This window comes from Nocardia sp. NPDC049737 (genome assembly GCF_040674755.1).
Classification (GTDB): Bacteria; Actinomycetota; Actinomycetes; order Mycobacteriales; family Mycobacteriaceae; genus Nocardia.
In genome coordinates, this window is sequence record NZ_JBFANH010000030.1 from 116717 (window position 1) to 134664 (window position 17948).

A 17948-nucleotide genomic window follows, 5' to 3' on the forward strand; every position below is an offset into this window, starting at 1 on the left:
GCGAAGCGAGACCGAATTCTCCGCGACACCACGCGACCTGCGATCGCGAAGCAAGCCGTGACCCGACGACGAACCCACGCACGACGTGCCCGTTCCGGCACGCGCGGCGACGGCCACTCGCACACCGCGAAGGGTGAATTGCGCGGCGATGAGCGGACGCGCACTGCGGAGCAGACAATGACCCCGGCCCGAATCAATCTATGGTCGAGCCATGCCTGAAGGCGACACCGTATTCCTGACCGCGGCCAGGCTGCGGCTCGCGCTGGAGGGAAAGACACTGATCCGCAGCGATTTCCGGGTGCCGCGCTATGCGACGGTCGATCTGGTCGGGCAGCGGGTCGACGATGTCGCCAGCTATGGCAAGCATCTTTTCGTCCGCACCGACGAGGTCAGTGTCCACACGCATTTGAAGATGGAGGGCGAATGGCGGACCTACTGCGCCGGTGAACGGTGGACGCGGCCGCCGGTGACCGCCCGGCTGGTGCTCGGCACCGATGACACCGAGGCGGTGGGCTTTTCGCTCGGTACCGTCGAGGTGTTGCGACGCGCGGACGAGCACACCGCCACCGACCATCTCGGGCCTGACCTGCTCGGCGCGAACTGGGATGTGACCGAGGCGCTGCGACGGCTGGAACGGCATCCGGCCCAACCCATCGGCCTCGCCCTACTGGACCAGCGCAATCTGGCCGGTATCGGCAATATCTTCCGCAGCGAAATCTGCTTCCTGCGCCGCGTCCACCCGGCCACACCGGTCGCCGATGTCCCCGACCTGCTCGCCCTCGTGCACGAGGCCCATCGCGTGCTCACCAAGGCCGCAACCGAACCGCCGTGGCGGGCACTGGCCTACGGGCGCGCCCGCCGTCCGTGTCAGCGCTGCGGCACCCGCATGATCGTGCATCTACTCGGCGAGACCGAACCCCAGCCCGGTCGAACAGCCCGAAACCCCCAGTCCGACCGCATCACCCAGCGCGAGCGCGGCATCTACTTCTGTCCCCGCTGCCAACCCGAACCCGCCTGATCGAACCGAGCGGGAACGAGTTGCCACTCAGTAGCTAACACCCTGAATCCACTGCTACCGACCATCTCGAATATCCGTCAGTTCCCGAACTAACTAGACCGGTCGTCATAGTTCACGTACCGTGAGGGCGTGGCACCTCGCACCGACTCCCGCCAACGCTTCATCGACGCCGCGGCCGACCTCTTCCACACCCAGGGCTATCACGCCACCGGCCTGAATCAACTCGTCAGCGCGGGCGGCGCCCCCAAGGGCTCGCTCTACTTCCACTTCCCGGGCGGCAAGGAACAACTCGCCGCCGAGGCCATCACCCAATCGAGCAGGCAATTGCGCGACCAGCTCGACGCGATCCTTGCCGACGGCGGCGATATCGCCACCGTCTTCGACGTCCTCACCGCGCTGCTCGTAGAGTCCGATTTCGAACGCGGCTGCCCGATCGCGACCATCGCACTCGACGCTGGGCGCGAAAGCGAAACGATCAGGCAGGCCTGCGTCACCGGTTTCGAATCCTGGCGCGAATCGATCGAAAAGTACCTGCGGGACAAGGGAATCGGCCGAGAGCGGGCCACCGAACTGTCTACCGTCGCCCTCGCCACGATCGAGGGCGCCCTGATGCTCGCCAAGACCAAACGCGATGTCGCGCCGCTGCGCGCGGTCGCCGCCCATCTGCGTACTACCTTCGAACGGGAGCTTTCCTGATGCGCGTGCACCACCTCAATTGCGGCACCATGCGCCCACTCGGTGGCCGTCTCCTCGACGGCACCGGCAGCATCTTCGGCCGCGCCGAAATGGTCTGCCACTGCCTGCTCCTCGAACTCGACTCCGGACTCGTCCTGGTGGAGACCGGCGTCGGCGAACAGGCGGTCCATCGGCCCGAGGAATGGCTCGGCCGTCGCTTCCTGCGGCTCACCAATCCGGTCCTCGATCTCGCGCAGACCGCCGTGCACCAGATCGAGGCACTGGGTTACCGACGCGAGGACGTCCGCGACATCGTGCTCACCCATCTCGATCTCGACCACGCGGGCGGACTCGCCGACTTCCCGCATGCGCGGGTGCACGTATACGCCGAGGAACTGCGCGCCCTACAGGGCGGACATACGCGGGAAGAACGCTTGCGCTATAAGGAACCTCAGTTTCGGCACGGTCCACGCTGGGAGTCGTACGCGGATACCGGTGCCAGCTGGTTCGGCTTCGACGCGGTGCGCGAATTGACCGGCCTGCCCCCGGAAATCCTGATCATCCCGCTCGCTGGGCATACCCGCGGTCATGCGGGTGTCGCCGTCGATACCGGAAGCGGCTGGCTGCTGTCCGCGGGCGACTCCTACTTCCATCCCGGCGTACTCGACCCGGTTCGGCCGCGACAACCGTTCGGTACGGCCATGTTCGAGAAGAATGTGCAGACACTTCCCGCCGCCCGCATCGAGAACCAGCAGCGGCTGCGCGAACTGGTGCGCGACCACGGTGACGAGGTCACGGTGTTCTCCGCGCACAGCTCGATCGAATTCCATGCCATGCAGCAGATCGCCGTTCGACCAAACCCTTGACGGCCCAGGCACTCCCGATTAACTTGCAGAATGTAAGTTAATATAGGGAGTGCAATGTGAACGATCTGCGGCGGTACGTGGTCATCGGGGGTGGACTGGCCGGGCTGGCGTCCGCGGTCTGGTTGGCCGAGGCGGGTAAGCAGGTCACGCTGCTGGAACGCCGCGGCCGACTCGGCGGCCGGACACATGCGATGAAAGTCGAAGCGGCCGATGACCTTCCCGATAACGGCCAGCATGTGATCGCCAGCGGTTATGACCATCTGTTCCGCTACCTGACCAGCGTCGGCACCCGCCAGTACGTCGCCTTCCCGCACGGCGGGACGCTGCGCTGGCCGGGCGGGCGCAGCGTGTTCATGTCGACCAAGGGCTGGGGCGCATGGCGCACGCTGTTCGGCGCACATCCCGACGCGAGCCTGCTCGATCGGCTGCGCGCCGCCCGAGCCACGGTGCGACTCGGCTGGCAGAGCCTGCACCAACCCGCTGACCTCGCCGATCTCACCACCGAACAGTGGTTCAACCGGGTAGGCATGCCCGCTCCGGCGCGAGAAGCGTTGTGGGACTGGCTCGCTCTCGGCCTCGCGGCCGAGCCCGTCCAGCAGGAATCGGCCAAGATCCTCGCCGATTTGCTGGCCACCGGCATCCGGCTCGGGGTCGAACACCGTCGGGCGGTCACCATCGGCTACCCGACCACCGACCTCGATACCCTCTACATCGCCGGGGCCCAAAAGGTTTTCGAGAAATACGGTGTCGAGGTCCGCCATCGCGCGGTGGCCCGCCGCATCAATATCGAGAATGGTGCGGTGACTGGGGTGGTACTCGCCGATGGTTCGGTCGTCCCGGCCGATGCCGTTGTCTGCGCGGTACCGAATTCGAATATCGGCGGACTGCTGGATGAATTGCCGGAGCATTCCGAAATCTACGCCGCCGCAGATAAATTGGGATATACACCGATCGTCAGCACCAACCTGTACCTGGACCGCCCGCTCGGCACCGAGGCCGAATTCGAGGCGCTGATCGGCGGCACCGGCGTCATCGACGAGGTCTTCGACCGGCAGTTGATGACCGGGCGCAGCACCGACCGGGCCTGGCTGTACTGCCTGACCACCAGCGGCGCGTACGAGCAGATACACAAGACCAACGAGCAGATCATCGACGAACAAATGCGCCTGCTGCGCCGCTACTACCCGGCCGCCGAAAATGCGAAAGTCGTTCAGGGACACGTAGTTCGAATGCCGAAAGCGACGTTCTCGCAGGTGCTCGGCACGCACGGCCTGCGCCCGGATCAGCGCACCTCGGTGCCGACGCTGGTACTGGCCGGTGATTGGACCGCGACCGACTGGTCGGCGACCATGGAGAGCGCGGTGCAGAGCGCTGCCAAGGCGGTGGACCTGCTACTTGCGCTACCGTCTTTGCCGTGACCACGGAGCGCTCGACCTCTGAGCACCCCACTGCGAAGTCCTGTTCCACGCCCAAGCGCCGCATGTCCGCAGCCGAGCGGCGCGCGCAGCTACTCGATGTGGCGCGCGCTATTGTCGCCGTCGACGGCTTCGGCGCCGTGAGTATCGATCGGGTCGCGCGCGAGGGCGAGGTGGCACGGGCACTGGTGTATCAGCAGTTCACCGATCTGTCCGGGCTGATGACCGCGCTGGTGGATCGCGAATCGGCCATCGCACTGGCCGGTATCGGCAGTCTCGACTGGGCGGACACCGATGACGATGCGGATCGGATCGGCCGCGGCATTCTCGCCTATCTGCATGCCGCGCCGACCAGTTGGCGGATCATCCTCAGCCCACCCGACGGCGGACCGCCGGATCTGCGCGACCGGCTCGAAGTCGGCCGGGCCTATGCGCGGGCGATCGGCGCGCGGCATCTGTCGCGCCATGCGGGAGTCACCGTCGATCCGGATGGTGCGACCGAGCGCATCATGCTCGCGGCATTGGAGGAATTGGCTCGGCTGCATCTGGCCGACCCGCAGCAGTACCCGGATGAACTGGTACTGCGATATATTCGGTCGCTCTTGGCCTGGGCCACCCAGGTCGAAACCCCGAAAAAGCCGCCAGCTGTCGGTTAGCCCTCAGCTGTCCAACGGGACCGGTTCCAGGATCTCCGGGCGCGGTTCGGGGGCCGCGATGCGAAGGGCATCGGCGGAGGGGTCGTCCGGCTGGGTCTGGGAGCGGATCTCCGCGTCGACGCGGGCCTGGTAAGTGCTTACCTCCCGGTCGATTTCGTCGTCGTCCCAGCCGAGTATCGGTGCGACCAGATGGGCTACCTGTTCGGCGCAGTTCGCGCCGCGATGCGAGTATTCGATGGAGATCCTCGTCCGGCGGGCCAGAATGTCGTCCAGGTGCAGTGCGCCCTCCGCGGCGGCCGCGTAGGCGGCCTCCACCTGCAGATATGATGGCGCGTCCATAATCGGTTGCAGTAGTTCGGGTTTGCCGTCGGCCATGGCCATGACCTCGTCGATGAGTGAACCGTAGCGATCGAGCAGATGCTTCACCCGGTACGGATGCACACCATAGGCCTCGGCGAGTTGCACCGTTTGATTGATCAGCGCGAAGTAGCCGTCGGCACCGAGCAGCGGAACCTTATCGGTGATGGACGGCGAGACGCGCGCCGGAATATCCTGCGCCGCTTCATCGACCGCGTCATAGGCCATCACCCGGTAGGTGGTGTACTTGCCGCCCGCGATGCCGACAAGCCCCGGCGCAACGCGGGCGACTGCGTGTTCGCGCGACAGCTTGGAAGTCGAATCGCTTTCTCCCGCAAGCAAAGGCCGCAGACCCGCGTAGACACCGTCGATATCCGCGGGGGTGAGCGGGGTAACCAAAACCTGGTTGACTCGGTCCAACAGATAGTCGATATCGGCCTTGGTTGCCGCCGGATGGGCGAGATCAAGATTCCAGTCGGTATCGGTGGTGCCGATGATCCAGTGCGCGCCCCACGGGATGACGAACAGCACCGAGGTCGCGGTGCGCAGGATAATCGCGGCATCGCTGACTATGCGGTCGCGCGGCACCACAATGTGCACTCCCTTGGACGCGCGCACGTGAAAGCGGCCGCGATTGTGCGAAAGCGCTTGGACCTCATCGGTCCACACACCGGTCGCGTTGATCACCACATGCCCGCGGATCTCCCCGGTGCGGCCGTCCTCGCTATCGCGCATCTTCACCCCCACGACCCGATCCGCCTCGCGCAGAAAGCCGACGACCTGGGTGGAAGTGCGGATAACCGCGCCGTAGTGCGCGGCGGTGCGGGCGACGGTCATGGTGTGGCGGGCATCGTCGACGACCGTGTCGTAGTAACTGACGCCGCCGATCAGCGAGTCGGGGCGCAAACCGGGCGCCAGCCGGAGTGCCCCGTGCCGGGTTAGATGATGTTGGCCGGGAACGGATTTCGCGCCGCCCATGGTGTCGTAGAGCACCAGCCCGGCGGCGACGTACGGACGTTCCCAGCCGCGGCGGGTGAGCGGGTAGAGGAAGCGCAGCGGCTTCACCAGATGCGGTGCGAGCCGGGCCAGTGCGAGTTCACGTTCCCGCAGCGCCTCGCGGACCAGCCCGAATTCCAGTTGCTCCAGATAGCGCAGCCCGCCGTGGAACATCTTCGAGGAGCGGCTCGAGGTGCCGGACGCGAGATCGCGCGCCTCGACCAGCGCTACTTTGAGACCGCGCGTCGCCGCGTCGAGCGCGATACCCGAGCCGACCACGCCACCACCAACGACGACCACGTCGAAGTGATCCTTACCGAAGCGCTCCCATGCCGTCGCGCGCTGCTCGGGGCCGAGGAACTGCGATTGCGGTTTCTTGGTCATGCTCGACTCCTCCAGCCGACCCCGGCGTCGGGGTTCAGACGACGTTTGTGGTCTTTCGGGCACACGATCGGGCTGCTCAGTCCGGCGGGCGGTCTTCTGTTTTCCAGGCTAGAGGAACCGGCGACGATCCCAAGTCGGGGCCGAAGCCGTGTCGCCCGCGGCCGATAACCCGCGCTACTCGCCGGTAACCGATCCCAACACTAGTCCGACAACCTGCTGGTCGCGAGGTGATGCGTGGCGCGCTCCGCTGTTTTCCCCGATGGCCACGTCGGTTTTAGTAGCCTGCACGAATGCGTCGCTATGTGGCCGCCATTGATCAGGGCACGACCTCGAGTCGGTGCATCATCTTCGACCGGCAGGGCCGCGTCGTCGGTGTCGCGCAACGCGAGCACGAGCAGATCTTCCCGCGGCCGGGCTGGGTCGAGCACGATCCGGAAACCATTTGGCGCAATACCGAATTCGTGCTCGGCGAGGTGCTGCGGAGCACGGGGATCTCCGCCGCGGAGATCAATGCGGTCGGCGTCACCAATCAGCGCGAGACGACCGTGGTGTGGGATCGGGCCAGCGGCAAGCCGATTCATAACGCGATTGTCTGGCAGGACACCCGCACCGACCGTCTGGTCACCGAACTGGGCGGCGAATTCGGCGCGACACGCTACCAAGACCGCACCGGCCTCCCGCTGTCCACCTACTTCGCCGGTCCGAAACTGCGCTGGATCCTCGACAATGTCGAGGGCGCGCGAGCCAGGGCCGAGTCCGGCGAGCTGTGTTTCGGCACCATCGACAGCTGGGTGCTGTGGAAGCTCACCGGTCAGCACATCACCGATGTGACCAATGCGTCACGCACCATGCTGATGGATCTGCGTACGCTGCAGTGGGATTCACAGATATGCACGGAATTCGGGATACCGCGTTCGATGCTGCCGGAGATCCGCAGCTCATCGGAGATCTACGCGGAGATCGGCTCCGGCCCATTGGCGGGCATACCTGTCGCGGGCATTCTCGGCGACCAGCAGGCGGCGACCTTCGGCCAGGCCTGCCTGTCCCCCGGCGAGGCCAAGAACACCTACGGCACCGGCAATTTCATGCTGCTCAATACTGGCACAACACCGGTGTTCAGCAAGCACGGCCTGCTCACCACGGTCTGCTACCAGCTCGGCGATGAGGCGGTGGTCTACGCACTGGAGGGGTCCATCGCCGTGACCGGCTCACTGGTGCAATGGTTCCGGGACAATCTCGGCATCATTTCCGCCGCCGACGAGATCGAGCCGCTGGCGCGCAGCGTCGAGGACAATGGCGGCGCCTATATCGTCCCCGCGTTCTCCGGCCTCTTCGCGCCGCGCTGGCGACCGGATGCCCGCGGCGTCATCGCGGGCCTCACTCGCTTCGTCGACAAGGCGCATCTGGCGCGAGCGGTGTTGGAATCCACCGCATTTCAGACGCGGGAGGTCATGGACGCGATGCGCGCCGACGCCGAATCCCAGCAGCTGCGACTGGAACTGACCACCCTCAAGGTCGACGGCGGGATGGTCGGCAACGATCTGCTCATGCAGTTCCAGTCCGACATCCTCGATGTGCCGGTGGTCCGTCCGGTCGTCAATGAAACCACCGCGCTGGGTGCGGCATATGCGGCCGGACTCGCCGTCGGACTATGGGAGAGCACCGATGACATCCGCGCCAACTGGGCCGCGGATAAGACCTGGCAGCCCGCGATGTCGGCGACGGACCGCGAAACCCACCTCGCCGCCTGGAACAAGGCCGTGGAGCGCACCTACAACTGGGTGGATTGACGACTATTCGGCCGCGCGAGCCAGCCGGTCGATCGCCTCCGCCAACGTCGCCGCGTCCGAAGTGGTGAAGCACATGCGCATGGAGTGGCTGTAGTCGGTGTCGACGGCGAAGGCCGAGCCGGGGACGAAGGCCACGCCGTGCTCCAGGGCTCGCGGCAGCAGCCGATCGGTGTCGGTGCCGTCGGTGAAATCCGCCCATACGAACATGCCGCCGGCGGCATCGGTGCAGGTAAGGCGTTCGCCGAAGCGGGTGCGTACGCCGTGCACGAGCGCCTTGGCGCGGTCACCGTAGGCGGTACGGACCGTGTCGACATGGCCGGTCAGCCAGGTCTCGTCGGTTAGCAGGTCGGCGGCGATCTGGTGGGTCAGCGCCGAACCGCACAGGTCAGCGCCCTGTTTCAGCAATTCGACCGCGCGGCAGATCCGCTCCTGCGCCACCATCCAGCCGACCCGTAGCGCGGGCGCGAGGATCTTCGAGGCGCTGGAAAGCCGAATCACGTTGCGGGAGTAGGTTGCCACGGGATCGGGCGAAGGCCGGTCGAACCAGAGCTCACCGTACGGATCGTCCTCGATAACCCAGAAACCGTGGCTGTCGGCGAGTTCGGCCAACTCACGACGACGCGGCGGACTCATGGTGACGCCACCCGGATTGTGGAAATTGCTCACCGTGTGCACGACCGCCGGACGCTCACCGCGCGCCAACAGTTCCTTCAGCACATCCAGCCGCATTCCCTCGGAATCCAAAGGGACCGGCACAATTCGCGCCCCGGCCGCCCGGAACACTTGCAGCGCACCGACATACGCCGGATCCTCGACAACAACCAGTGCACCCGGGTCCAGCAGCACCTCGGCGAGCAGCGAAAGCGCCTGCTGCGAACCATGAGTCACGAAGATCTCGTCGAGCCCCACCGTCCGGCCCAGCTTCGCCGACTCCCGCTGCCGCAGCACATCGCGAAGCGGAACCCACCCGGCCGACTCGGTGTACTGCAACACCGCAGAACCACGCAGCGCCGCATCTGCCGCCGCGGCGAGCCTTTCTCTCGGCATCAACTCCGCATCCGGCAAACCGCCCGCGAGGCTGATCACCTCGTCGCGCGCGGTCAGTTTCAGCAGGTCGCGAATCGCCGAGCTCTTCAGTCCGCCCAGTTTGGCCGCGAGCGGTGGATTGGTCGGCGACATGGAAAACCTCCCGAAATCAGCAGCCCACGTACCCTATCATGGGATGAATTTCAGCTCTAGGAAGCCATCGAGAGCTCAGACGCGCTCCCGGATGGCGAAGATCACGCTCTTGCCGTCCCGGACCACCGTGATGATGGTCTGCCGGTAGACATTGGTCGTGCCATCGGGCCGATGTTCGGTCAGATCCACCTCGAAGGTGTCGGCAGCGACCTCGGCAATCCGCAGGCAATGCGTGGTGCCGACCGGGATCTGTTCATTGATCGCCTGCTGGATGACCTCGGCCATCGACACATTCTCGGCATCCGGCGCGACGAATCTGCGCGCCCGCTCACCATTGCGGTCGACGTAGAACTCGTACTGGAAGCCGAGGATCGCACCCGGGCCGCTCGAGGTGTCGCCCTGCCCGTTGCCGCGGGTCACCTTGCCGTCTTTGCTCGCAGGGCAGCTCAGCGCGGCGGAGGTACTCGGCGGTGCGGGCGGCGCCGCCTTCGGACTGCCGTTGTCGTCGCGACTGACCGCGACGAAGGTCACCACCAGCGCCAGAACCACCACGAGCGCGGCGAGCACACCGAGCGCGATCCACCGGCCGCGCGAACTGTGCCGGGTCGGGGTCGCGGTGATGGTGTCGGAGATCAGCTTCGGCGCAAGACGCTTCGCGATCGGATCGTCGGCCCAGGACAGACCCGGCGGCTCGGACGGCGGCTTCGGCACGCCGCCGGATTCGGTCGGACTGTTCCACCAGGTGTCGCGCTGGCTCGCGGCAGGTGTCGTATGCCGCACGGTGGCCTCGTTGGGGTCCGGTTCGACCGGCGGTTCCGGTCGCCGCGGCGGCGGTGGCGGCGCATCGCCGAACACCGTCGTATCCGGCGCGCGGTACTGCGGGGGTGGTGGCGGCACCGTCGGCGGTTCGTCGGCGGGCCGCCAGATCAGCTCGGGATGATCGGTGGCAGGCTCGGGCACCGACCACTGCGGTCGCGCCTGACCGCCCGTCGGCGGACCGAATTCGCCTACCGGCGGGCCGAATTCGGAGACCGGCGGGCCGAATTCGGAGACCGGCGGGCCGAAATCGTCCAACGGGGGTCCGAATTCCGACCCGGACTGGTCGGATTCGTTGTCCCTGCCATCACCCTCGGAGCCCACACCAAATCCTTTCCCCAGGACACACGTGTGGGGCGGTCGAGAACGACCGCCCCACCCGTCGAATCAGCTCGTGTCAGTACTGGAGTGACCCACCCCACTGGGTGGTGACCCCGGCGACGTTGACCGTTTGCGGAGCCAGTTCGCCTGGCGGCACCGGAAGTTTAACTTGTGCGGCGGCCTCGAGGGCAGCCGCGCCGCCCGGCTGTTCCCGAATCCAGTGCTCGACAGCGGCCTTGGCCAGGTTGGCCTGGGTGGTGTCGAGGATGACCTCGGTCTTGTTGTCGGCCAGACCCTCACCACCGGTGTAGGAGGTGACCTTGACGCTGTTGGCGCCGACGTATTCGACCGACACACCGGCCTCGCCCTGACCGGTCGGGGTGCGGTACCCGATGGTGCCGACGTAGCCCGCAGCATTGTTGAAGTGGTGGGTGTTGGCCACGTAGCCGGGCGCCAGCGAGCCACCGTCGATATTGGCGCCGATCTCCTGGTGCGGGCCGTCCATCTCGACGACCGGTGCGGCGGGCGCCTGCTGGAAGCGCGGGGCCTCCCAGCGCGGCTGCTGCACCAGCGTGTCGGGCTGCGGCTGCTGCGGGGTCCGCGCGTTCGGACCGCTCGGGGTGTTCGCACCCGGTGCGGTGGTTCCGGGCTGCGCGGGCTTCGGAGCCTCCGCACCAGGCGCCGTCTCCGGCACCACGGCGGGGACATCGGGTCCGGTCTGGCCCGGAACCGGCAGCGGCGCGACGCGCGGGGTGGTGACACCCGGCTGAGTCGGCGTCGACAGCTTCGGATCCCTTGGCTGATTCGGCATGACCTGGTTCGGATCCGGCGTGGTGACACCCGGCTGGCTCGGCGTCGGCGTCGGCTTGGCCTCCGGCTTACCCGGATCCGGCTTGGTGGTCTCCGGCTGGCCCTGATCCGTCGGCGCGGTGCTGCCCGGATCGGCAGGCGCGGGCGCCGGAGTGGTCGGTGTGCTCGGCTGATCCGGAACTGCCCCCGCCGGCGCCGCGAAGAGCGTGGCCACGGCCGCCGCGGTGGCCAGCGGCAACGATGTGCTCGCCATCGCTCGCTGCGTCCGACTCGGCTTACGATGTTTCACTTTTCGCAATCCCTTTCCCGGGTGCGACCGACTCGGTCACACACAGTTTTCCCTGGTGAGACGCTTGGCCCCTGAGACAGGAGCGGCGAACGACCATGCGGCCGTTCGCCGTTCCCGCTGGAAAGGATCGATCCCCCCACACAGAACCCTCGCGATCGCCCGCCGATCGCATCTCTGCGGGAAGTGAACCACATGCGCGCCGGACTGGCAACGCGGTGAAAGTCCAGACAAGACAGTAAGACTCGGGGCACTCGAGATCGACCGCATAATCCGGCCGCAACGGAGCGAATCTTACGAGCGACGTTCGCGGCCCGTCTCGCGTCCGAGTCGTCGAAGTGTATGCACCGCAGGCGCGAGTCTCGACGGCTCGGACGCGAGACACCGGGGGGCCGCGAACACGCAGCGCCGAAGGCGCTGCAAATCAAACACCGCCTGTTAATCCAGGTCGTCGTGACGCATCAGCAGCCGGGCCGCCTCGGTGACCGAGCCGGTCAGCGACGGATACACCGAGAACGTCTGGGCGAGATCGTTGACGGTCAGATTGTTCTGGACCGCGAGCGCGATCGGCAGGATGAGTTCCGAGGCGATCGGGGCGACGACCACACCGCCGATGACCACACCGGTCGCGGGCCGACAGAAGATCTTGACGAAACCCCTGCGCAGACCCGACATCTTGGCGCGCGGGTTGGTGTTCAGCGGCAGCATCACCGTGCGCGCGGGCACCTCGCCGTTATCGATGGCGGTCTGGCTCACGCCGACGGTCGCGATCTCCGGGCGGGTGAATACGGCCGAGGCGACCGTCTTCAGCCGGATCGGGCTGACGCCCTCACCAAGCGCGTGATACATCGCGATGCGGCCCTGCATGGCGGCCACCGAGGCCAGCGGCAGCAGGCCGGTGCAGTCGCCCGCGGCGTAGATGCCCGGCACCGAGGTGCGCGACACCCGGTCCACCCGCAGGTAGCCGCCGCGGTCGAGTTCGATGCCGACCCGCTCCAAGCCCAGGTCGTTGGTATTCGGGATCGAGCCGACGGTCATCAGCGCATGCGTACCCGTGACGGTTCGGCCGTCGGAGAGCTTCACCACGATGCCTGCGGCGGTGCGCTCTACCGCATCGGCGCGGGCGTGCTTGACCAGTTCGACACCGCGTTCGGCGAGTGCGTCCTCGAGCACGAGCGCGGCATCGGCGTCCTCACCGGGCAACACCCGGTCACGGCTGGAGACCAACTTCACCCGCACACCCATTTCGGTGTACGCGGAAACGAATTCGGCGCCGGTCACACCGGAGCCGACCACGACCAGGGTCTCTGGAAGTTCCTCCAGGTCGTAGAGCTGACGCCAGTTCAGGATGCGCTCACCATCGGGCTCGGCGCCGGGCAACACGCGCGGGCTCGCGCCAGTGGCGATCAACACTACTTCGGCCTCGATGGCCTCCTCGGTGCCATCGGGCAGGAGCGCGCGCACACGGTGCGCGGCCAGACCGGCGGCCGGATCGCTGAGCTGTCCGTGTCCGGTCAACACGGTCACACCCGCGGCCTGCACCTTGGAGCGGATATCGGAGGACTGGGCCAACGCCAGCGCCTTCACGCGCGCGTTCACCTCGCCCAGTTCGATCTGGGCCTGGCTCGGATCGAGGGTAATGCCCAGGTCACGGGCGCGACGCAGATCGGTGCGCACGCCGGTCGAGGCGATGAAGGTCTTCGACGGTACGCAGTCCCACAGGACGCACGCCCCGCCGATGCCGTCGCTATCGATCAGGGTGACCGTGGCCCCGTGTTGGGCCGCCACCAGTGCCGCTTCGTAACCGGCCGGTCCGCCACCGATGATCGCTATGCGGGTCATGGATACCTCCGCTCGAGCTATTCGACCGGGATCTCCGGTGCCGGTAAACAACGTTAGCTGGCGAACACACGGTCATCTCGCCGGGATAGAGACGATGCGCGCAAGTTATTGGATACCCTTGCGTCGTGCCGATCTACGCCGCCTACGGGTCCAACATGGACTCGTCCCAGATGCTCGAGCGCTGTCCGCACTCCCCCATGTACGGGACAGGCTGGTTGGAGGGCTGGCGCCTCACCTTCAGCGGTGACGACATCGGCTGGGAGGGCCCGCTGGCCACCGTCGTCGAAGAGCCGGGCGAGCGGGTATTCGTCGTGCTCTACGACGTATCGCCCGAGGACGAGCAGCGCCTGGACCGCTGGGAGGGTTCCGATTTCGGCATCCACCGCAAGATCCGGCTGCGCGTGGTGCCGAGCGCGGGCAGCGGTTCCGAACCCATCCTGGCCTGGCTATATGTACTCGATGCCTATGAGGGCGGGCTACCATCGGCGCGTTATATCGGCGTGATGGCCGATGCGGCCGAAAAGGCTGGCGCGCCAGCGGAATACGTGCACGCGCTGCGCACCCGAAACAGCAAGAACGTCGGACCTGGATTCTTCGGTAGCTGAACAGACGCGGAAGCGGCCGACCCCCATCGAGGGTCGGCCGCTTCCTTTGTCTTCGTCAGCTCGCGTTGAACACGATATTGCTGAGTACCCGGACACCGACGGCAAGCGCGCGCTCGTCGAGGTCGAAGGTCGGCTGGTGCAGATCCAACTGTTCGCCGTGCCCGGACCAAACGCCGAGGCGAGCCATCGCGCCCGGCACCTCCTCCTGGTACCAGGAGAAATCCTCACCGCCACCGGACTGCAAGGTGTCGGCGAGTGCGTCCGGGCCGAGCATGCGGATCGCGTCTTCGAACATCCTGGTCGAGTGCTCGTCATTGACCACCGGCGGCACACCACGGCGGTAGTTCAACTGGTAGCGCACCCCGGTCGGGGCGAGCAGGCCGTCCACGATCTCGCGCACCATCGGCTCCAGCAGCGACCAGGTCGCGTGATCGCCGGTGCGCACGGTGCCGGTGAGCATGCCGGTCTGCGGTATCGCATTGGGCGCCTTGCCCGCGCTAACCGCCCCCCAGACCATCACTGTGCTGGTGCGCGGGTCGATGCGGCGGCTGAGCAGCCCGGGCAGGCCGGTGATCACGGTGCCGATGGCGTAGACCAGATCGCTGGTCAGATGCGGACGCGAGGTGTGCCCGCCCGGCGAATCGAGAACCAATTCGATGGTGTCGGCCGCCGAGGTGATCGCACCGACCCGGATGCCTACCCGGCCGACCTCGAGGCGCGGATCGCAGTGCAGTGCGAAGATCCGGTCGACGCCCTCCATCGCCCCAGCGGCGACCATATCGATGGCACCGCCGGGCATCACCTCTTCGGCGGGCTGGAAGACGAATCGCACGCCGACCGGGAGTTCCTGATCGGCCAGTGCGAGCGCGGTGCCCAGCAGAATCGTGGTATGCGCGTCGTGCCCGCAGGCATGCGAGACGCCCGGGACGGTGGAGGCGAAGCTGAGTCCGGTGAATTCCTGCAGCGGGAGTGCGTCCATATCGGCGCGCAGTCCGATGCGCGGTGCATCCACCGGACCGATGTCACAGAGCACTCCGGTGCCGTTGGGCATCTTCTGCGGCGTCAATCCCGCCTTGGTCAGCCAGGCCGAGACGAACTCGGTGGTGGCGAATTCGGTGCGGGAGAGCTCCGGGTTCGCGTGGATATGCCGGCGCCACTGGATGAGGTCGACCGTGTGCTCGGCCAGCCAGGAATCGACCGCATCCGGTCCGACTTCCGCGGTATCCGATTGTGCTGCGCTCCCGTGGCCCCCCGTGGGCACGCGCGTCGCCGACACCGAGCGTGTCGCGTGCGCCGCGGAACGGCCAGTAATGCTCACCGAATGTCCTCCTGTCGTTGAACGAGCCGTTGCAACAACCTGTCCCTATGTATTTGATCGCGAGCTACGGCGATAGCGGTACGCGTGAGCGCGATCGCACCGTCGGTTACCGCACGATCGGCCGAGGCGTTGACACTCGCCGCGGCGAAGCCGGGCTGATGCGTCACCGCCCCACCGGCATCTATGCCGATGACCGGATGTATGCCCGGTATGACGTTGGTGACGTTGCCCATATCCGTACTCCCGAGCGGTCGCTGCGCCTCGAGTTCTGGTGCGATCGGCACCCGGCCCAAGTCGACGATCTGCTCACGATAGGCAAACAGTAATCCCGAATCGGGCGTCAGCTCGGTATATGTCGGCGCAACCGTCCGGATTTCGTGAGTGCAGCCGGTTGCCAGCGCACCCGCCTCGAAACAAGCCGACGCTCGTCGCATCAGATCGTCGAGGGATGCGGAGTCGACTGCGCGTAGGTAATACAGCAGTTCCGCACGTCCGGGAACGATGTTGGGGGCTACGCCACCGTCGCTGACTATACCGTGCAGTTGCTGTCCGGGTCGGAGATGTTGACGCAGCAACCCCAGAGCAACCTGCGTGACGGTCACCGCGTCACCCGCGTTGCGGCCCAATTCCGGGGCCGCACTGGCATGCGCCTCGTGGCCGTGGAAGACCACCGACAGATCCGCGAGCGCCAGCGAGCGCGCGTCGACGATATCGATCGGACCGGGGTGCACCATCATCGCCATCGCGACATCGTCGAAGACGCCGCGCTCGAGCATCAGCACCTTGCCGCCGCCGCTCTCCTCCGCGGGTGTGCCGAAGACGACGGCGGTAATGCCGAGGACGTCGGCCACCTCGGCGAGGCCGAGTCCGGCGCCGACCGCGGATGCCGCGATGATGTTATGTCCGCAGGCGTGCCCGATCTCGGGCAGTGCGTCGTATTCAGCGCAGATACCCACCGTGAGCTCGCCGGATCCGTAGGTCGCGCGGAATGCGGTAGGCAGGTCGGCGACGGGGGTCTCGATCGCGAAACCGCGCTCGGCCAGCGGCGCGATGGTCTTGGCGACGCTGCGGGTTTCCTCGAACGCCAGTTCTGGTTCGGCGTGGATCGAATGCGAGAGCGCGATCAGTTCGGGCGCGGCGGCCAGGATCGCGGCGTCCGCCGCCGCACCCGGGTGCGCGACGTGGTGGTCCGTGCGTGATTCGGGGTGCCCGCTGCGCGGTGGTGGCATGGCACACAGTCTGGCACTGCGCACAAGATCGGGCGCACCCTGCGCCCAGGGGCGATGTCGCCGCGCGGCGCAAGGGTTGTGATCAAGTTGCGGTTATCCCGGGGCGAACGCCAGATTCTCCGGAGTGGTCGGGATCGCGAGCCCGGCCAGCGCCTTGGCGTGCAGCGACCGCTTGATCACCGGCAGATTGGGCTTGCGATTTGCCGCGAGGGCGCCTGCGCGCTCGATCGCGGACTTCAGCAAAACATCAGCATCCGCCTTCGCGTCGACAATTCCCGCAGCGATGGCCTCGTCGGCGGCGAAGCGGTGACCGGCGGTCATGGCCTGTACGCACACCTGGTTGGTGAGACGCTCGGTGAGCAGCGCGTTCATGCCGACGGTGAACGGCATGCCGAGGTGCACCTCGGGCAGACACCAGAAGCCGCGGTCGGCGCGCATCACCCGGAAATCGTGCGAAGTTGCCAGCATCGCGCCCGCACCGAAGGCATGACCGTTGACCGCGGCCACCGTCGGCAGCGGGAAGGTCAGCAGGCGGGTGTAGATGCTGTGCACCCGGTCGAGGTAGCCGTGCATCTGATCCAGGTTGCCGAACAGCCAATCGGTATCGAGCCCGTTGCTGTAGAACTTCCCGCTCGCCGTGGTGACCAGCGCCGCCGGCCCCTCGGACGCCTCGACCTGGTCCAACAGCCCGTGGAACGCATCGATCCAATCCGGATGGAAACGGTTCTCGCTGTCGGTCTGCCCCTCGTTCCCGAGGTAGACGACGAACACATCCCCTTCACGTTCCAGATACGGCATGCGTGCAGCGTAACGGGTGCGCAGCGCGACACCTACTCGCGGGTAGCTAACACTCGGCGGGTTGCGCGACAGCAAGCCGTGCTGCCGTCTCAGCTCCCACGGCGCAAGTCTGACGAGCGCCTTCGCGGCCCGTCTCACACCCCAATGGCCGAAACACATATGACACAGGCGCGGAACTCAAACCCCCGGCACGAGGGCATCAGCCGCTGAACAATCCGCCCTCAGCGACCACAACGAAGCGAGCCCTTACGAACGACCCGTTCGCGACCCGCCTCCCACCCCAATGGCCGAAGCACATATGACACAGGCGCGGAACTCAAACGCCCAGCATGACGGAATCGGGCGCTGAACAATCCGCCCTCAGCGACCACAACGAAGCGAGCCCTTACGAACGACCCGTTCGCGACCCGCCTCCCACCCCAATGGCCGAAGCACATATGACACAGGCGCGGAACTCAAACGCCCAGCACGCGTGCATCAGGTGCTGAACGCCCCCGCCATCACCAACCACCACGGAGCGAGTCTTACGAGCGACCCGTTCGCGGCCCGTCTCGCGTCCGAGCCGTCGAAGCGCATGCGACGAAGTC

15 protein-coding genes are annotated in these 17948 nt (G+C 66.5%); 7 read left to right on the forward strand and 8 right to left on the reverse strand.

Translation table 11 applies throughout. The annotated features are described in order from the left end of the window. The first annotated feature begins 211 nt into the window (after positions 1 to 211). From AB0J47_RS33280 to AB0J47_RS33300, 5 genes are all read left to right on the forward strand, one after another. Positions 212 to 1018: a DNA-formamidopyrimidine glycosylase family protein gene (locus tag AB0J47_RS33280; RefSeq protein ID WP_364355300.1), complete on the forward strand. Its 807-nt coding sequence runs from the start codon at positions 212 to 214 to the stop codon at positions 1016 to 1018. Between the two features lie 129 nt (positions 1019 to 1147). Next, the gene (locus AB0J47_RS33285) at positions 1148 to 1714 is read left to right on the forward strand and encodes a TetR/AcrR family transcriptional regulator (RefSeq protein ID WP_364355303.1); all 567 of its coding nucleotides are present in this window, start codon (positions 1148 to 1150) and stop codon (positions 1712 to 1714) included. Beyond that, entirely contained in the window at positions 1714 to 2559 is an 846-nt protein-coding gene (locus AB0J47_RS33290; protein ID WP_364355306.1) for an MBL fold metallo-hydrolase, read from the forward strand. Before AB0J47_RS33285 ends, AB0J47_RS33290 begins: the two co-directional genes overlap by 1 nt. Before the next feature lie 56 nt (positions 2560 to 2615). Continuing rightward, positions 2616 to 3977: a hydroxysqualene dehydroxylase HpnE gene (gene hpnE, locus AB0J47_RS33295; RefSeq protein ID WP_364355309.1), complete on the forward strand. Its 1362-nt coding sequence runs from the start codon at positions 2616 to 2618 to the stop codon at positions 3975 to 3977. 62 nt (positions 3978 to 4039) lie between these two features. Next, positions 4040 to 4630: a TetR family transcriptional regulator gene (locus AB0J47_RS33300; protein ID WP_364355359.1), complete on the forward strand. Its 591-nt coding sequence runs from the start codon at positions 4040 to 4042 to the stop codon at positions 4628 to 4630. 3 nt (positions 4631 to 4633) lie between these two features. Here AB0J47_RS33300 and AB0J47_RS33305 read toward each other — a convergent pair whose 3' ends face one another. Continuing rightward, positions 4634 to 6367, reverse strand: a complete 1734-nt coding sequence (locus AB0J47_RS33305; RefSeq protein WP_364355312.1) for a glycerol-3-phosphate dehydrogenase/oxidase — start codon at positions 6365 to 6367, stop codon at positions 4634 to 4636. Positions 6368 to 6657: 290 nt separating this feature from the next. Between AB0J47_RS33305 and glpK the strand changes: the two genes are divergently transcribed. Continuing rightward, on the forward strand, positions 6658 to 8157 hold the full coding sequence (gene glpK / locus AB0J47_RS33310; RefSeq protein ID WP_364355315.1) for a glycerol kinase GlpK: 1500 nt from the start codon (positions 6658 to 6660) through the stop codon (positions 8155 to 8157). Between the two features lie 3 nt (positions 8158 to 8160). Here glpK and AB0J47_RS33315 read toward each other — a convergent pair whose 3' ends face one another. The 4 genes from AB0J47_RS33315 to AB0J47_RS33330 form a co-directional block, all read right to left on the reverse strand. Further along, positions 8161 to 9336, reverse strand: coding sequence for a PLP-dependent aminotransferase family protein (locus AB0J47_RS33315; RefSeq protein WP_364355318.1), 1176 nt, complete (start codon positions 9334 to 9336; stop codon positions 8161 to 8163). Positions 9337 to 9411: 75 nt separating this feature from the next. Continuing rightward, positions 9412 to 10476: a hypothetical protein gene (locus tag AB0J47_RS33320; protein WP_364355321.1), complete on the reverse strand. Its 1065-nt coding sequence runs from the start codon at positions 10474 to 10476 to the stop codon at positions 9412 to 9414. Between the two features lie 73 nt (positions 10477 to 10549). Next, positions 10550 to 11536 carry a hypothetical protein gene (locus AB0J47_RS33325; protein ID WP_364355324.1) on the reverse strand — a complete coding sequence of 329 codons (987 nt, stop codon included), beginning with the start codon at positions 11534 to 11536 and terminating at the stop codon, positions 10550 to 10552. A gap of 471 nt (positions 11537 to 12007) precedes the next feature. After that, positions 12008 to 13411, reverse strand: a complete 1404-nt coding sequence (locus AB0J47_RS33330; protein ID WP_364355327.1) for an NAD(P)H-quinone dehydrogenase — start codon at positions 13409 to 13411, stop codon at positions 12008 to 12010. 125 nt (positions 13412 to 13536) lie between these two features. Between AB0J47_RS33330 and AB0J47_RS33335 the strand changes: the two genes are divergently transcribed. Beyond that, complete coding sequence (locus tag AB0J47_RS33335; protein WP_364355330.1) at positions 13537 to 14016, forward strand: gamma-glutamylcyclotransferase; 480 nt, start codon at positions 13537 to 13539, stop codon at positions 14014 to 14016. A 55-nt stretch (positions 14017 to 14071) separates the two neighbouring features. On the opposite strand, the gene AB0J47_RS33340 is transcribed toward AB0J47_RS33335, so the two are convergent. The 3 genes from AB0J47_RS33340 to AB0J47_RS33350 form a co-directional block, all read right to left on the reverse strand. Next, the gene (locus tag AB0J47_RS33340; RefSeq protein WP_364355362.1) at positions 14072 to 15202 is read right to left on the reverse strand and encodes a M20 family metallopeptidase; all 1131 of its coding nucleotides are present in this window, start codon (positions 15200 to 15202) and stop codon (positions 14072 to 14074) included. A gap of 128 nt (positions 15203 to 15330) precedes the next feature. Continuing rightward, the gene (locus AB0J47_RS33345) at positions 15331 to 16563 is read right to left on the reverse strand and encodes a M20 family metallopeptidase (RefSeq protein WP_364355333.1); all 1233 of its coding nucleotides are present in this window, start codon (positions 16561 to 16563) and stop codon (positions 15331 to 15333) included. Between the two features lie 93 nt (positions 16564 to 16656). Further along, the gene (locus tag AB0J47_RS33350) at positions 16657 to 17361 is read right to left on the reverse strand and encodes an enoyl-CoA hydratase-related protein (RefSeq protein ID WP_364355336.1); all 705 of its coding nucleotides are present in this window, start codon (positions 17359 to 17361) and stop codon (positions 16657 to 16659) included. Between the last annotated feature and the right edge of the window lie 587 nt (positions 17362 to 17948).

Bases quoted from the DNA above. Each gene is read 5' to 3' on its own strand.
- AB0J47_RS33300 (WP_364355359.1), top strand. From the start codon at position 4,040: ATGTCCGCAGCCGAGCGGCGCGCGCAGCTACTCGATGTGGCGCGCGCT.
- AB0J47_RS33290 (WP_364355306.1), top strand. From the start codon at position 1,714: ATGCGCGTGCACCACCTCAATTGCGGCACCATGCGCCCACTCGGTGGC.
- AB0J47_RS33350 (WP_364355336.1), bottom strand. From the start codon at position 17,361: ATGCCGTATCTGGAACGTGAAGGGGATGTGTTCGTCGTCTACCTCGGG.
- AB0J47_RS33280 (WP_364355300.1), top strand. From the start codon at position 212: ATGCCTGAAGGCGACACCGTATTCCTGACCGCGGCCAGGCTGCGGCTC.
- AB0J47_RS33305 (WP_364355312.1), bottom strand. From the start codon at position 6,367: ATGACCAAGAAACCGCAATCGCAGTTCCTCGGCCCCGAGCAGCGCGCG.
- glpK (WP_364355315.1), top strand. From the start codon at position 6,658: ATGCGTCGCTATGTGGCCGCCATTGATCAGGGCACGACCTCGAGTCGG.
- AB0J47_RS33315 (WP_364355318.1), bottom strand. From the start codon at position 9,336: ATGTCGCCGACCAATCCACCGCTCGCGGCCAAACTGGGCGGACTGAAG.
- AB0J47_RS33345 (WP_364355333.1), bottom strand. From the start codon at position 16,563: ATGCCACCACCGCGCAGCGGGCACCCCGAATCACGCACGGACCACCAC.
- AB0J47_RS33330 (WP_364355327.1), bottom strand. From the start codon at position 13,411: ATGACCCGCATAGCGATCATCGGTGGCGGACCGGCCGGTTACGAAGCG.
- AB0J47_RS33325 (WP_364355324.1), bottom strand. From the start codon at position 11,536: ATGGCGAGCACATCGTTGCCGCTGGCCACCGCGGCGGCCGTGGCCACG.